At 69.2% G+C, this 15604-nt stretch carries 12 protein-coding genes; 5 read left to right on the top strand and 7 right to left on the bottom strand.

What is annotated here, in order from left to right; all coding sequences use genetic code 11:
• Positions 1 to 91: 91 nt before the first annotated feature.
• Positions 92 to 1111 (top strand): hypothetical protein, encoded by a 1020-nt coding sequence (locus AC069H_RS07460; RefSeq protein WP_478228491.1) that lies wholly within the window; start codon positions 92 to 94, stop codon positions 1109 to 1111.
• A 47-nt stretch (positions 1112 to 1158) separates the two neighbouring features.
• Here AC069H_RS07460 and AC069H_RS07455 read toward each other — a convergent pair whose 3' ends face one another.
• The 3 genes from AC069H_RS07455 to AC069H_RS07445 form a co-directional block, all read right to left on the bottom strand.
• Positions 1159 to 3765 carry a hypothetical protein gene (locus AC069H_RS07455; protein ID WP_478231690.1) on the bottom strand — a complete coding sequence of 869 codons (2607 nt, stop codon included), beginning with the start codon at positions 3763 to 3765 and terminating at the stop codon, positions 1159 to 1161.
• Between the two features lie 66 nt (positions 3766 to 3831).
• A complete protein-coding gene (locus tag AC069H_RS07450) occupies positions 3832 to 4959 on the bottom strand; it encodes a C40 family peptidase (RefSeq protein WP_478231689.1) in 1128 nt (375 codons plus the stop codon).
• Positions 4959 to 5918: a nucleoside hydrolase gene (locus AC069H_RS07445; protein WP_478228488.1), complete on the bottom strand. Its 960-nt coding sequence runs from the start codon at positions 5916 to 5918 to the stop codon at positions 4959 to 4961. The genes AC069H_RS07450 and AC069H_RS07445 overlap by 1 nt, the downstream gene beginning before the upstream one ends.
• Positions 5919 to 5971: 53 nt before the next feature.
• Between AC069H_RS07445 and AC069H_RS07440 the strand changes: the two genes are divergently transcribed.
• Entirely contained in the window at positions 5972 to 6730 is a 759-nt protein-coding gene (locus tag AC069H_RS07440) for an acyltransferase (RefSeq protein ID WP_007031648.1), read from the top strand.
• Between the two features lie 123 nt (positions 6731 to 6853).
• On the opposite strand, the gene AC069H_RS07435 is transcribed toward AC069H_RS07440, so the two are convergent.
• Both AC069H_RS07435 and ilvA read right to left on the bottom strand, forming a co-directional pair.
• Entirely contained in the window at positions 6854 to 7420 is a 567-nt protein-coding gene (locus tag AC069H_RS07435) for an NADAR family protein (protein WP_478231688.1), read from the bottom strand.
• A 56-nt stretch (positions 7421 to 7476) separates the two neighbouring features.
• Positions 7477 to 8733 (bottom strand): threonine ammonia-lyase IlvA, encoded by a 1257-nt coding sequence (ilvA, locus tag AC069H_RS07430; protein ID WP_478231687.1) that lies wholly within the window; start codon positions 8731 to 8733, stop codon positions 7477 to 7479.
• A gap of 2 nt (positions 8734 to 8735) precedes the next feature.
• Between ilvA and AC069H_RS07425 the strand changes: the two genes are divergently transcribed.
• Positions 8736 to 10028, top strand: a complete 1293-nt coding sequence (locus tag AC069H_RS07425; RefSeq protein WP_478231686.1) for a serpin family protein — start codon at positions 8736 to 8738, stop codon at positions 10026 to 10028.
• 11 nt (positions 10029 to 10039) lie between these two features.
• Here the strand turns inward: AC069H_RS07425 and AC069H_RS07420 are convergent, their stop codons facing one another.
• Together AC069H_RS07420 and AC069H_RS07415 are read right to left on the bottom strand one after the other, a co-directional pair.
• The gene (locus AC069H_RS07420) at positions 10040 to 10864 is read right to left on the bottom strand and encodes an NAD(P)H-binding protein (RefSeq protein ID WP_478231685.1); all 825 of its coding nucleotides are present in this window, start codon (positions 10862 to 10864) and stop codon (positions 10040 to 10042) included.
• A 78-nt stretch (positions 10865 to 10942) separates the two neighbouring features.
• Entirely contained in the window at positions 10943 to 12370 is a 1428-nt protein-coding gene (locus AC069H_RS07415; protein ID WP_340683536.1) for a short-chain fatty acyl-CoA regulator family protein, read from the bottom strand.
• Between the two features lie 228 nt (positions 12371 to 12598).
• Here AC069H_RS07415 and aceA point away from each other — a divergent pair, with 228 nt between their 5' ends.
• A complete protein-coding gene (aceA, locus tag AC069H_RS07410) occupies positions 12599 to 13885 on the top strand; it encodes an isocitrate lyase (RefSeq protein WP_072030536.1) in 1287 nt (428 codons plus the stop codon).
• Between the two features lie 102 nt (positions 13886 to 13987).
• A complete protein-coding gene (gene aceB / locus AC069H_RS07405; protein WP_478228483.1) occupies positions 13988 to 15592 on the top strand; it encodes a malate synthase A in 1605 nt (534 codons plus the stop codon).
• Positions 15593 to 15604 lie beyond the last annotated feature (12 nt).

Here is a 15604-nt window from a genome sequence, read left to right as displayed (position 1 = left end):
TCCCAGCATACTTGCGCGAACGCAAACTTGCGCGCGCGCAAGTTTCTGCCTAGCCTCGGGCACCACATTCCGACACGAGAGGACCGAACCCATGCGTGCCAAAGGCATCGCCTACGACACCGGCTTTGTCCGGGGCGGCGAGAACTCCCGCGAGAACTTCGATCTCGACCTGGTGAAACGGGAGCTGGCCATCATCCGTGACGACCTGCACTGCAACGCCGTGCATCTCGTCGGCGGCGATCCGGAACGGCTGGAACAGGCCGCTCACCTCGCCGCCGAGCTCGGGCTGGAGGTCTGGTTCTCGCCCTACCCGCTGGAGCTGACGGCCCAGGAGATGCTGGCGTTGTTCACCGACAGCGCGCGGCGGGCGGAGCGGGTCCGGCGGACTGGAGCCGAAGTCGTGTTCGTCACCGGCGTCGAGCTGAGCCTCATGGACCACGGATTCCTGCCCGGTGACGACATCGCCGAGCGGCTCGAACGACTGTTCAGTATGCCGGAGAGCCTGGGTGAGCGAGTCGCCGAGGCGAGTGCGCGCCTCAACGACTTCCTCGAGGAGGTCGTGGCAACGGTCCGTGAGCGCTTTCACGGGAAGATCACTTACGCCTGCATCCCGTTCGAGCGGGTCGACTGGACCCTCTTCGACATCATGTCGGTCGAACTCATCCGGTCCGCGGAGGTGGCCGACCGGTTCCAGGAAGGGGTGCGCGCCCTTGTGGCGCAAGGAAAACCGCTCGCGATCACCGGCTTCGGCACGGCCACCTGGCGCGGCGCGGGCGACCTGGCGCCGCGCAGTATGGAGATCGTCGAGCACGACGAGATCGGCCGCCCGGTCCGGCTGAACGGGGAGTACGACCGCGACGAGGCCGGGCAGGCCAAGTACCTGCGCGAGCTGCTGGAGATCTTCGACGCCGAAGGTGTCGACGGCGCCTTCGTCTACCTTTTCGCGCTCTCCAACTACCCGCACCGTCCCGACGACCCTCGCCGTGACCTGGATCTGGCCAGTCTCGGCATCGTCAAAGTCCTCGAAGACCGCGACGGCGAAACCTATCCGGGCATGCCGTGGGAACCCAAGGCCGCGTTCGCGGCCCTCGCCGACTACTACCGCGGCTGAACACGGCGGCCCCGCTCCCTGGGGGAACGGGGCCGCCGGTCACGCGGTTATCTGACGTACACCGAGTAGCCGATGCCACCCGACTTGGTGCCGTCGGCCGTGTTGCCCCGCACGTGGACCGAGTAGATGCCCCGGTCCGGTGGGGTCCACGTCATCGTCCCCGCACCCGAACCGTCCGCCGGTACGGTGATCTCCTCGGTCACGGCACCCCGGTCGTTCCGGACGGAGTAGGTGTACGAGACGATGCCCGGCATACCCGGCGTGAAGGTGAACGTCCCCGGCACACCGGCACCGCCCGACCATGTGCTTTCCGGGTATTCCTTCGACGACACGTACGGCGCGCTCAATATGTTGAAGTAGTACGTTTTCTCCTGCGAGGAGACGTTGTCGGCGGTCACCGTACGCACCCGCAGGTTGTGGTCGGCCGAGCCGTCCGGTGGCAGCGGGGGAGTCCACGCCAGCACGGCGCGCCCGTTCTCGGCGGCCGTCCGCTGGAACGGACCCCAGTCGAACGAGTACTCGAACGCCACCGCGCCCGGCTGGCGGGCTTCGAACGTGAAGCTGCCGGGGAACACCCGCCCGTTCGCCTGGAACTCCTTCGAGGTCACCGTCGGATCATTCGTCACCGTCCACGTGATGTTGCCCGTCGACGACCACACGCCCGCCGTGTTCCTCGCGCGCACCAGCATCTCGTAGTCGCCGATCCTCGGCGGGGTGTAGCTCACCGTCGCGGTGTTCCCGCTGACCGGCACGGTCCACCTGGTCGCCGGGTCCGCCGCCGGCCAGTACTCGAACTCCACGGCGTTCGGCATCGGGGTGGTGAACGTGAACGTGACGGCTCTGCCCTCCGTCCCGATGTCGCCCACGTAGCCGATCGTGGGTCGCCAGGTGTTGAGCCACAACCGTTTCTCCGTCACCGGGGACAGCCCGCCGGACGCGTCGCGGGCCTGGACCCGCAGCAGGTTCTGGTCGGCCGAGGCGAATTCGACCGGCAGCGCGGCGGTTCCGTCGGCGTTCGCCTTGACCGTCCACTTCGTACTCTCGGCACTCGCGAACCAGTAGTCGTACTCGACGACGTGCGGCATTCTCGGTTTCGCCGTGTACGTGACCGACGTGCCCAGGTCGACGTTTTCGGGCCCGCTCACCACCGGTGACGCGTCGACGAGGAATCGGTACTCCCGTTCCGGCGACTTCACGCCCGAGGTGTCGGTGCTGCGCACGAACAGCACGTGATCACCACCGGTGGCCGGCGTGATCGTCACCTCGGCGACGCCGTCCTGGCCCGCCGTGACCGTGGCGGACGCGCCGTCGTCCAGCCGGTAGCCGTACGCCACGATGTTCGGCATCCCCGGCGCGAACCGGAACACGCCCGGCACGCCGATGCCGCCGTCCGGGCCGCCCTGCGGCGGGTAGCGGTCGGACGTGACCGTCGGCCGCGTCTCCTTGACGATGAACGAGTAGTAGGTGCTGAGCGAGAGGTTGCCAGCCCGGTCCCACGCCCGAACGACCACCGACTGCCAGCCGTTGGCCGTCGGCGTGAAGCTGACCGTGCCCGTGCCATCGGGGCCCGCGGCGATCTCCCGCGTCCCCGCGCCGAAGTTGTAGTCGTACCGCACGACGTCGGTGGAACCGTTGGGGGAGAAGGTGAACTCGCCCGCCACACCGACCCCGCCGCCCTCGGCGCCTGCCGGGTACGTCGCGGAGACGACGGCAGGCGCGTTCGGATCCGTGCGGTCGACGGTGAACCGGCACGGGGCAGTCGTGGACGACTTCGCCCCCCAGCTGTCCTGTGCGTACACCTCCCACGCGTAGGTACCGTCGGCGAGGCCCGAGGTGTCCGGGTACGCCGCGGCGGGATTGCCCGACCCGGTACCCGTGTGCCGTTGCGCCGGGTCCGCCACCGGCCACCACGTGAACCGCCCGTACGTGGGGTCGCCGTCCGGGTCGGATATCTGTGCGCTCAGCTTCACCTGGTCGCTCACCAGCGCGCCGGCGCCGTCCTTGGCACAGGGTTCGTCATTGGTGCGCAGGTCGGTCGGCGTCGCGGGCGGAGCGTTGTCGACCACCCGCAGCGTCGCCGGGGCCTTGATCATCCGATAGAACGCCGGGTCCGCCTCGTGGGCTTCGGCGACGCGGAAGCCCAGTGTGAGGTGACGGACCTTGTGTTCGATCGCATCCCGCACCGCGGTGGTGACGTCGAACGTGGCGTCGTTGTCGATGCAGGTGCCGTCGGCACCCCTGGACGCCACCCGTGTCCGCTCCGCCGGGCGGCTCTGCCAGGTCGATTGCTTGGTGTAGGCGGAGGTCCGCCACACCTCGGTGGCGCGGCCGTCACAGCCGACGTAGTGCGTCTCGCCTGCCGACAGCAGCACCGTCGTGAACGGCACACCCCGCAACGAGCGCAGGTCGAAATTCACGTAGGAGCGTTGAAGGTGCGGTGTGCTGTCCCCGGTGCCGATCGGCAGGTTGCCGGATGGCTTGAAGTAGGCGGTGGTCGGTGTCGCCGAGTCGACGTAACCCCAGGACGTCGCGGACAGCGTCACCTCTGAACGCTGTTGATCAGTGGTCGCCGCTGCCGCCATCCCGCCATCGGTGACGGTGAGCGCGATGGCGAGCGCGACAGCGGGCAACGTCAGTGATCTTCGTAAGGTCATGCTGGCCCTCCCCTTGTGGCATGCACGACGTACACGCCTCAAGGGGAGGGTTGGTTGCCCCTCGTCCTAAGCCGTCGGGCGGCCGGCCCCGGCGTAGTCGTCGCCCTGCTTCCGGTAGGTGTGCACCTGTACCGCCTGACCGGTCTGCGGGGCGTCGATCATCTGCTGGTTCCCGATGTACAGCCCGACGTGGTGGATCTTCGTGTTCGGTTCGCCGTAGAAGATCAGGTCGCCCAGCTGGGGATCGGTCACCTTGTCCACGCTGTGGTACTGCGTGTGGGCGGTGCGCATGAGCTTGACGCCGGCGCTGGCGTACGCGGCCGTCGTCAGGCCGGAGCAGTCGAAACCGGGGTCGCTGCCACCGGTGCCGTTGCCACCCCAGACGTAGGGCAGCCCGATCTTGTCGATGGCGAAGTTGACCGCGCTCAAGGCCGCCGCGTTCGGCGGCTGCGGGCTCTGGCCGACCGTGCCGTAGACGTTCACCGTCGCGAGCGTGCGGTGCATCAGCAGCGGCGCGGGCTGCAGCGTGCTGACGGCGTTCCACCACGTCTGACCCTGGCCGAGGTCGCGGCCGCCCGCGCACAGGGCACGCCCGGCGGTGAGCGTGGCGTCGTCGATGTTCTGCGGGTTCGGTTTGCCGCCCGTCGCCGACGCCTGGAACCGGTCCCACACCGACGGCGTCAGCTGCAGCGGGCCGCTCGCGTTCGCGGACGAGACGACCTTGTTGTAGAAGTCGCGGACCTCGATCGCGCCGAGCGGCTTGGTCAGCACGCCGTCGGCGTTCAGCCCCGAACCGGTGGCGCGGCCGTGATCGGAGGCGATCTTCCCGAGCGCGGCCAGCGTCACCCAGGAAAGACGGCACCCCGGCGTTTCCTTGCTCAGCGCGACGGTGGTCTTCGCGTAGCCGGTCATCGCGCGCAGCGGGATGTCGAGCCAGCCGCTGGTCTTCGACACCCAGGCGTCGAACTCCTGCCCCATCTGCTGGGGGACCTTCGGCTGTTCCTTCGGCATTTCCGCCGGGGCGGACGACGGCGACGGCGGCGCGGGCGGGGCCGAGGACTGGACGGCGGCGGCCTCAGTCTTCGGCGCGTCCTTCGGCGCGAAGGTGATGGCGGCGACGAGTGCGGCGCCCGCGACGACGACGGCGGCGATGATCACCGGGAGTCTGCGGCGGCGCGAGGTTTCCTGTTCCATCACCGGCCCCCGGTGATCCGGCCGAGGACGAACTCGCGGAAGGCGTCGACGTCGGTGGTCAGCGCGACGTCGATGGTGCGGCCCGGCACGGCCTGCGGATCGGTGCTTCGCAGCCTTCGCCGGTCTACCAGTGTCGCGCCGCGCGCGGGGCCGAAGCCGCACTCGACGTCCACGGGGTACGACTCGAGGTCGAGGACGCCCGGCCGGATCGCTTCGGCCACCGCGACCGCGTCGTGCATGACCATCCCCGGCATGCCGAGGATCGGGGTGTAGTGCTTCACGTACGTCGGGGTCAGCGCTTCGAGTGCCGCGCCGAGCGGGCCGGACGCGGCGAGTTTGCCCAGCCAGTCCGTGTCGACCGAGCATTGGTGCGTGATGTCCAGCGGGACCAGCACCGTCGGGATGTCCTCGTCGACCAGCACCCGGCGCGCGGCCTCGGGGTCGCTCCAGATGTTGAACTCGGCCGCCGTGGTGGAGTTCCCCTTGGTCACCCCGCCGCCCATGACGACGATCCGGCCGATCTTCTCGCGGATGCCCGGATGGGCCGCCAGCAGCAGCGCGATATTCGTCAGCGGGCCGATCGGGGCGATGGTCACCGGCTCGTCGGCGGCTTCCAGCAGATCCACCAGCAGCCGGACGGCGCCGCGTTCGTCGAGCGGGCGCTTCGCCTCCGGCAGCGTCCCGGCGTGGCCGGAAAGGCCGTCCTGGCCGTGGACGTACCCGGCGGGCTTGGCGTTGTCGTACACCAGCGGCCGCGCGGCGCCGGCGGCGACCGGGACGTCGTCGCGGCCGAAGAGCTGCAGCAGGCGGCGGGCGTTGGCGGTGGTGTGGCTCAGCGGGACGTTGCCGAACACCGTGGTCACGCCGAGGAGGTCGACGTCCTCGGATTGCGTGGCCAGCGCCAGCGCGAAGGCGTCGTCGACCCCCGGGTCGGTGTCGATGATCAGCTTGGTGCCCATGCGCGTGCTCCCCTTTGCGGTCGGCGGCCTGAACACAGGTTACGGTCACCGGTATGACGTCCATGTGGGGTGCGCCCGCGCTGTCGCGGCTCCGCGCCTGGGGCCAGGCCCGTCGTGATCCGCGTCAGGCGAAGTTCCTGACCAAGGATTCGCTGCGCTGGGTGCTGCGAAACCGCGCGTACACGCCTTGGTACCTGGTCCGCTACTGGCGGCTGCTGAAGTTCCGGATCGCGAACCCGCACATCATCCTGCGGGGGATGGTGTTCCTCGGCAAGGACGTCGAGATCCACTGCCGCCCCGGCTACGGGCGGCTGGAGATCGGCCGCTGGGTGCACATCGGCGACGGCAACGCGATCCGCTGCCACGAGGGTTCGCTGCGCATCGGCGACAAGGCGGTGTTCGGGCGGCAGAACGTCCTCAACGGCTACCTCGACATCGAGCTCGGCGCGGCCACGCTCGTCGCGGACTGGGTGTACATCTGCGACTTCGACCACGTCACCACCGACATCACCGTCCCGATCAAGGACCAGGGCATCGTGAAGTCGCCGGTGCGGATCGGGCCGGACACCTGGATCGGCACCAAGGTCTCGGTGCTCAAGGGCACCCGGGTCGGCCGCGGCTGCGTCCTCGGCGCGCACGCCGTGGTGCGGGGCGAGATCCCGGACTACTCGATCGCCGTCGGTTCGCCGGCGCGCGTGGTGCGGAACCGGCAGGACGACTACGCCGCCGACGCCGCTCGCCGCGAAGCCGTCGCCGACATGGCGCGCAAGGCGAACAAGGCGCTGCAGAAGACCCTGGGCGTCGACTCGTAACTCGCGTGCTCCGAGGCGGATCTCGCGTGCTCAGAGGCGTGACACGTGAGTTACGCCTCCAAGCACGCGAGTGCGGTGTCCAAGCACGCGAGTGCGGGCTTTGGTCACGCGAGTTACGCGAAACTAGCCGCGCAGTTGCTCCCGGACCTCCATGAGCGCGAAGCCCAGGAGGTTCTGCCCGCGCCAGTAGTCGGGGCGCGTGGCGTTCTTGTCCTCGCGGGCGAGGCCGCTGCCCCAGACCAGGTCCATCCTGGAGGCCTCGACGATCACCTTGTCGCCCGTGGCCAGCAGGAACTCACGCTCTTCGGCGTGCTGGCGGAACTTCTCGAGGTTGCCGTCGATGACGATGTCGAAGCGGTGCCGCTCCCAGACCTCGGCATCGAAACCGGTGACCTCGCGGCCGAGGATCTTGGCGGTTTTGGGGTCCGGCGCCCGACGGATGTTCGCCGCGGCCTCGTGATCGCCGAACAGTTCCGCCTTGCTCGCCATCATGAAGTGCTCGGCCGTCGGGTAGCGCTCGCCGTTCACCACGAACGGTGCCAGCCACCACTGGCTCAGGCAGGCCGCGTTGACCCGGCCGCTTTTGAGCGGGGTGTGGCCGTAGAAGAGCTGGTACTCGGGGTCCGCGCCGCTGTGGACCAGTTCGCGCAACGCATCGAGACTCCGGACTCCGTCGACCTTGCTCACCATGGCGACCAGTGGACCACAGGCCACCGACGACTTCCGCAGTGGCCCACCGCGGAGGTTCAGACCAGGAAATGGAACAGCGGGCTCCCCGGCTCCACCCGCTCCACCTGCAGCGGGCTCGCCTCCAGCCGGTGCAGCAGGCCTTCCAGGTCGCCGGGCCGCGCGAGTTCGACGCCGATCAGCGCCGGGCCGGTCTCGCGGCTGTTGCGTTTCACGTACTCGAACCGCGTGATGTCGTCGTCCGGCCCGAGGACCTCGTCGAGGAACCGCCGCAGCGCGCCGGGCTCCTGCGGGAAACCCACCAGGAAGTAGTGCTTCAGCCCTTCGTGGATCAGCGACCGTTCGAGCACTTCGCCGTAGCGGCTGACGTCGTTGTTGCCGCCGGAGACGACGCACACCACGATCTGCCCGGGATCGATCTTCACCGTCGTGCCCAGCGCGGCGGTCGCGAGCGCGCCCGCGGGCTCGGCGATCACGCCGTCGGACTGGTACATCGCGAGCATTTCCGTGCAGATCGCGCCCTCGGCGACGTCGGTGAGCTCGACCCCGCCGTCACGGACCAGCGGGTACGTCACCGCTCCGGCCTGCGCGACCGCCGCGCCGTCCACGAAGGTGTCGACGCTTTCGAGCCGCACCGGCTCACCGGCCGCCAGCGCGGCCGCCATGCAGGTCGCGCCCGCCGGTTCGACGCCGACGATCCGCATCTCCGGCGCCCGTTCCGCGGCCCACGCGGCGATCCCCGCGAGCAGCCCGCCCCCGCCGACCGGCACCACCATCACGTCCGGGATGAACCCGAGCTGCGCGACGACCTCCATCGCGACCGTGCCCTGACCGGCCACCGTCTCGGGCGCGTCGAAGGCGGGGACCAGCGTCGCGCCGGTGCTCTCCGCGTCCTGCTTCGCGGTGGTGAAGGCGTCTTCGTAGGTCTCTCCGACGACTATGACTTCGATATGTGAGCCGCCCAGTGTCGCGATCCGCTCGCGCTTCTGCCGGGGAGTCGTGCCGGGAACGTAGACGCGGCCGTTCGCGCCGAGCCGGCGGCACGCGTACGCGACGCCCTGCGCGTGATTGCCCGCGCTCGCGCAGACGACGCCGCGCTCCCGGTGCTCCGCGTCGAGCTGGACGATGAAGTTGTACGCGCCGCGGATCTTGTACGAGCGCACGGTCTGCAGGTCTTCGCGTTTGAGCCAGACCCGGGCGTCGACCCGCGCCGAGAGCCGCTCGTTCGGTTCGAGCGGCGTGCGGGTCACCACCCCGGCCAATCGCTTGGCGGCCTCTTCGACCGTTCGGGCGCTCACCGTTTCGATCCCTTGCACGAATGCTGAATGTACTGACCGGCCCCGGCCACGACGGAGAGACGTCCGCTTTCCGCCTGGGCCGGTGCAACCGAACCGGGCACGGCGACCGTCTCCCGGTCATGACGGCGTTCACCCGGTCCCTCGCGCTCGGCCTGGTCATACTGCTCGCGGCCTGCGGAGCGGAACCCACCCGTGAGGAACTTCCGGCGCCGCTGCCCGTCACCCAGCAGGTGACGCCCGGCACGGCAGCGGCGGTCAAGGCGGCCGGCGGTTTCGGGCTTGACCTGCTCACCGCGCCGGCGCTGGCGGGCGGGGCGAACCTGGTGCTGTCCCCGGCGAGCGTGTCCACCGCGCTGCAAATGGCCGGCGCGGGCGCGAAGGGCGACACCGCCATGCAGATCCGGAAGGTGCTGCGACTTCCCGGAGACGGATCTCCCGTTCCGCCGGTCGCCGGTCACGAGGACCTGAAGGTGTCGAACACCGCCTGGATCCAGCGAGGGCTCGGGATCAAGCCCGGATACCGGGACGTTTTGCGCGACCGGTTCGGTGCGGCGACGAGCGAGGAGGACTTCGCCGCCGACCCCGGCGGCGCCCGCGACCGGATCAACCGGACGGTGGCGGACCAGACCGAGGGGAGGATCCCTGACCTTTTCCCGGAGACGGCGATCACCGACGAAACCAGGCTCGTCCTCGCCAACGCCCTGTACCTGAAAGTGCCCTGGGCGCGGGAGTTCCCCCGCGACCGGACGGCGGACGCGCCGTTCACCCGGGCCGACGGGTCGACGGTGACCGTCCCGATGATGCGTACCGCGCCGGAGGTTCAGTTGGGCTACGCCGAAGGGCCGGGCTACCAGGCGGTCACACTGCCTTACCGCGGCGGGCGGCTGGCCTTCACCGTGATCGTGCCCGCGGCGATCGACGCCTTGCGCGGCAAGGGAATCGCCGCGCTGCTCGGCGAGATCCGGCCGGCCACCGTGGACCTGGCCATGCCCAGGTTCACCGTCAGGTCCGCGCTGGACCTGACGGCGCCGCTCAAGGAGGCGGGCATGCCCTCGGCGTTCGAACCCGGTGCCGACTTCAGCGGCATCACCGACGAAGCCCGGCTGCGGATCGCTTCCGTGCAGCACAAGACCTTCGTCCAGGTCGACGAGGAGGGCACCGAGGCCGCGGCGGCCACGGGCGTCGATGCCCGCGCCGTGTCCGCGGAGGTGCCGCGCACCGTGACCGTCGACCGCCCGTTCCTCTTCGTCATCACCGACACGGCCACCGGGGCGCCGTTGTTCCTCGGCAGGATCGGCGACCCGGCGGCGTGACCGGCCGAAGGCTAGCGGAAAGCGGCCAAATGCGTGCGTGCCCAGGTCGCGAACGGCCGCGGCTCCCGTCCCGTGAGGTCCTGGACGGCACCCGTGACCGCGGAGTCGTCGAACTCGCCCTCCGCGAAGAAACGGAAGAAGGCGTCGACGTACTTCTCCGGCATCTCCGCGCTCATCGTCACGCGGGCCTCGGCGTCCGAAAGCGGTTCCAGCCGTAGCTCCCGTCCGAGCAGTTCACTCAGGACACGGAGCCGGTCGGCGGGCCGGAGCGAACCCGGCCCGGTGATGGCGTACGCGAGCCCCTCGTGTCCCGGCGTGGTCAGTGACTCCGCGGCGACGGCGGCGATGTCGTACGGGTCGATCGTCGCCACCGGGACGTTCGCGAACGGCTCGCGGACGACGTCCCCGGCGCGAAGCTGCGGGACCCACTGCAGCGAGTTCGACATGAACCCGCTCGGCCGCAGAAACGTCCACGCCAGCTTCGAAGCGCGCACCGCCGCCTCGGCCGCCATGTGCATTCCCGCGACGGCGTTGTCCGCGTGCCCGCCGACGACCGAACGGGACGACAGCAGCGTGACGTGCTCGACGCCCGCGTCCCGCATCACCGCCAGCGCGCCGGGCATGTCCTCGTAGCCGCCGAGCAGGAAGACCGCCCGGACACCGGCCAACGCCGGTTTCAGGCTCGCCGGCTCGTCGAGATCTCCCGTCACTCCTTCGACGCCGTCCGGCAACGGCCGCGGCGTGCGGACCAGCGCTCTGACGGGATGCCCGCCACGCGCCAGGATTCCGGTCAGTTCCGAGCCGACGTTGCCGCCTGCCCCGGTCACCAAGATCATTATTTTCTCCCCAGTGCGGTGGCCGCCGTCACAGGCCGCGGCCGTCGTCGGTCACCCTGCCAGGGAGATCAGGGCGGCTCAAGGCGACTTGGGCACCGCCGGGTACGGGACGAAGGTGCTCGTGTTCTCGTCGACGGTCAGCTGTTTGCCGATCGTCGGGAACGCGCGCTGCGAGCAGGCCGGGCGTTCGCAGACTTTGCACCCCATGCCGATCGGGGTGGCCGCGGCCCGGTCGTCGAGGTCGAGCCCGGTCGAGTAGATCAGCCGTTTCGCGTGCCGCAGTTCGCAGCCGAGGCCGACGGTGAACGTCTTGCCGGGGCTGCCGTAGCCGCCGATGTTGCGGGACACCGTCCGCGCGACCCAGAAGTAGCTCTTCCCGTCGGGAAGGGTCGCGATCTGGGTGAGGATCTTGCCGGGCTGGGCGAACGCCTCGTAGATGTTCCACAGAGGACACGCGCCGCCGACGCGGGAGAAGTGGAAACCCGCGGCGGACTGGCGTTTCGACATGTTCCCCGCCCGGTCGACCCGCACGAACGAGAACGGCACGCCGCGGTTCTTCGGACGCTGCAACGTCGAGAGCCGGTGGCAGACGGTCTCGAAGCCGACGCCGAAGTGGTCGCACAGCCGCTCGATGTCGTAGCGGAAGCGTTCCGCGCTCGCCAGGAACGGTCCATAGGGGAGGATCAGCGCGCCCGCGAAGTAGTTCGCGAGCCCGACGCGGGCCAGCGAACGCGCGGCCGGCCCGGAGAACGCCCACGAGTCGGCGAGCTCGGTGATCAGGTCGTCGTATTCCAGCAACGCGATCTGCGAGGCCATCCGGAACGCCTGCTGCCCGACGCGCAGGCTAGGCGCCAGCCGCAGCACTCGCGGCCCCGGTTCGTACCGGTGCTGTTCGCCGTTGGTCTCGTCGATGCCCTCGTTCGTGACGTCGACGCCGTAGCGCTGGATCAGGGTCTCCTTCAGCGCCGCGAGCACCTGGCCACGCTGCAGGGGGATGTCGTGTGCCATCCGTTCGGCGCGTTCGTCCAGCTCGGCGACGTAGTTCTCCCGTTCGTAGAAGAAGTCGCGGACCTCTTCGTGCGGCAGGGCGGTCGCGGCGCTGCCGTGCAGGCCGAGGCCGTTTTCCATGGTCAGCGCGGCGGTGTTCTCCACGGCGTTGCGGTAGCTGCGGTGCAGTTTGACCAGGGCCTGGGCGATCGTCGGCAGGTTCGTGGCGAGGTCGTTGAGCTCGCTGTTCGTGACGTCCACGCCGAGGACCTCGTCGAGCAGCGCCTCTTTCACATCGGCCACCAGCCGGGCGGTGTCGTTGTTCGCGAAGAACTCGGTGTCCACACCGAACGCCTGCGTGATGCGAAGGAGCACCGGGACGGTCAGCGGACGCGAGTTGTGCTCGATCTGATTGAGGTAACTGGGTGAGATCTCCAGCACACGAGCGAGATCCGCCTGGCTCATCGACCGGCTTTCGCGCAGATGCCGCAGCTTCGCTCCGGCGAAGGTTTTGTCCACTGAGGCCTCTCTGTCCGCAAGGTTTCCGGGCCTGAACGATTCAGTGAACGGTCAAGCCCGTGGATTTTGCCCCGGCTTGCGAATCTGCGATTCGCAACCTTTGCAAGATGCTACGGAAGCTTCGCAGAAATTGGCAAATTGGAGGCCTGGATCGGATTTCCCCAGTCATGTCAGGGTCGGATCAGGAAAGGCGATCACTCGCAAACTTCGCAACACCGGGAGAATCCGATGACTCAGCACGCGCAGCAGCTGGAGCAGGCGGCCGCCGAACTGGCCAAGCAGTGGGAGACCGACCCCCGCTGGGCGGGCGTGAAGCGTTCGTACTCCGCGGCTGACGTGGTCAAGCTGCGCGGCAGCGTGGTCGAGGAGCACACGCTCGCTCGCCGCGGCGCCGAGAAGCTGTGGGACCTCCTGCACAACGAGGACTACGTCCACTCGCTGGGCGCACTGACCGGTAACCAGGCGGTGCAGCAGGTCCGCGCCGGCCTGAAGGCCATCTACCTGTCGGGCTGGCAGGTCGCCGCCGACGCCAACCTCTCCGGCCAGACCTACCCGGACCAGAGCCTCTACCCGGCCAACTCGGTGCCCGCCGTCGTCCGTCGCATCAACAACGCGCTGGGCCGCGCCGACCAGATCAACTGGGCCGAGGGCAACACCGACATCGACTGGTACGCCCCGATCGTCGCCGACGCCGAGGCCGGCTTCGGTGGCCCGCTCAACGCCTTCGAGCTGATGAAGGGCATGATCGCCGCCGGTGCCGCGGGTGTGCACTGGGAGGACCAGCTCGCGTCCGAGAAGAAGTGTGGTCACCTCGGCGGCAAGGTGCTGATCCCGACCAAGCAGCACGAGCGCACGCTGAACGCCGCCCGCCTCGCCGCGGACGTGCTGAACGTGCCGTCGCTGATCGTCGCCCGCACCGACGCACAGGCCGCCACGCTGATCACCAGCGACGTCGACGAGCGTGACCGCAAGTACGTCACCGGCGAGCGCACCGCCGAGGGCTTCTACAACGTCACCAACGGCATCGACCCCTGCATCGACCGCGGTCTCGCCTACGCCGAGTACGCCGACCTGCTGTGGATGGAGACCTCCAAGCCGGACCTCGAGGTCGCCCGTCAGTTCGCCGAGGCGATCAAGGCCAAGTACCCGGACCAGATGCTGGCCTACAACTGCTCGCCGTCGTTCAACTGGAAGAAGCACCTGGACGACGCGACGATCGCGAAGTTCCAGCGCGAGCTCGGCCACATGGGCTACAAGTTCCAGTTCATCACCCTGGCGGGCTTCCACGCCCTGAACTACTCGATGTTCGACCTGGCGCACGGTTACGCCCGCGAGGGCATGACCGCCTACGTCGACCTGCAGGAGCGCGAGTTCGCTTCGGAGGACCGCGGTTACACCGCCACGAAGCACCAGCGCGAGGTCGGCACCGGCTGGTTCGACAACGTCGCGACCGCGCTGAACCCGGAGAGCTCGACCACCGCGCTCGCCGGTTCCACCGAGGCCGAGCAGTTCTGATCCCTCGCAAGTAGGTGCCAGGTGGCGGTCTCTCGACTCCCAGGGGAGACCGCCACCTCCCATCCCCTTCAATCTCTCGCGAAGCCCCAGCGGAGGCACACCATGGTTGAGAAGCTGAACTACCGGATCGACGTCTGCGGACCCGCCGGTGACCGGTTCGACGAGATCCTCACCCCGGCCGCACTGGACTTCGTGGCCAAACTGGACAACGCGTTCGCCGGCCGCCGCCGCGAGCTGCTCGACGCCCGCCGTCTGCGCCGCGAGAAGCTCCAGTCCGGTGAGGAGCCGCTGGGCTTCCTGCCCGAGACGCGTGCCATCCGCGACGACAGCAGCTGGTCGGTCGCCCCGGCCGCGCCCGGTCTCGAAGACCGCCGCGTCGAGATCACCGGCCCGACCGACCGCAAGATGACGGTCAACGCGCTGAACTCCGGCGCGAAGGTCTGGCTCGCCGACTTCGAGGACGCGACCTCGCCGACCTGGCACAACGTCATCGACGGCCAGCTCAACCTGTTCGACGCGATCCGCCGCAACATCGACTTCACCACCGAGGCGGGCAAGCGCTACACGATCGGCGAAGAGCCCGCGACGATCGTCGCCCGCCCCCGCGGCTGGCACCTGGTGGAGAAGCACATCCGCATCGACGGCCGCCCGGTCTCGGCGAGCCTGGTCGACTTCGGCCTCTACTTCTTCCACAACGCGCGCCAGCTGCTGGCCCGCGGCAGCGGCCCGTACTTCTACCTGCCGAAGCTCGAGAACCACCTCGAAGCGCGGCTGTGGAACGACGTCTTCCTGCTGGCGCAACGGGAACTCGGCATCCCGCGCGGTTCCGTCCGGGCCACCGTGCTGATCGAGACGATCACCGCCGCGTTCGAGATGGAGGAGATCCTCTACGAACTGCGCGAGCACGTCTCCGGGCTGAACGCCGGCCGCTGGGACTACATCTTCAGCGTCATCAAGAACTTCTCCTCGCACGGCGCGGACTTCGTGCTGCCTGACCGCGCGCAGGTGACGATGACCGTCCCGTTCATGCGGGCCTACACCGAACTGCTGGTGCGCACCTGCCACAAGCGCGGGGCGCACGCCATCGGCGGCATGGCCGCGTTCATCCCGAGCAAGGACCCGGAGATCAACGCGACCGCGCTCGAGAAGGTCCGTCAGGACAAGGAACGCGAGGCGAACGACGGTTTCGACGGCTCGTGGGTCGCGCATCCCGGTCTCGTCCCGGTCTGCCGCGAGGTGTTCGACGAGGTGCTCGGCGGCTGGCCCAACCAGCTCGGCAAGCTCCGTGAGGACGTCGTCGTCACCGCCGAGGACCTGCTCGACGTCGCCAGCGCGGGCGGCGAGGTCACCGAAGCCGGTGTCCGCGCCAACATCAACGTCGCGCTGCGCTACATCGACGCGTGGCTGCGCGGTACGGGCGCGGCGGCGATCCACAACCTGATGGAGGACGCCGCCACCGCCGAGATCGCCCGCTGCCAGGTGTGGCAGTGGATCCGCAACGGCACGAAGCTCGAAGACGGCACCGCGCTCACCCGCGAGCTGGCCGTGTCCTATTTGGACGAAGAGCTGGCGTCGGTGCGGGCCGAGCTGGGCGAGGGCAACCGGCTCGGCGACGCCTACGAGATCTTCACCGAGACCGCGCTGGGCGAGAAGCTGCCGAGCTTCCTCACCACCGGCGCGTACGCGCGATACCTGACCGCGCGGTGACGCAGGCTCCGG

Source organism: Amycolatopsis sp. NPDC043887 (assembly GCF_056435665.1).
Note: the sequence above shows the minus strand (reverse complement) of the source record. Positions and strands in the feature narration are given on the sequence as shown.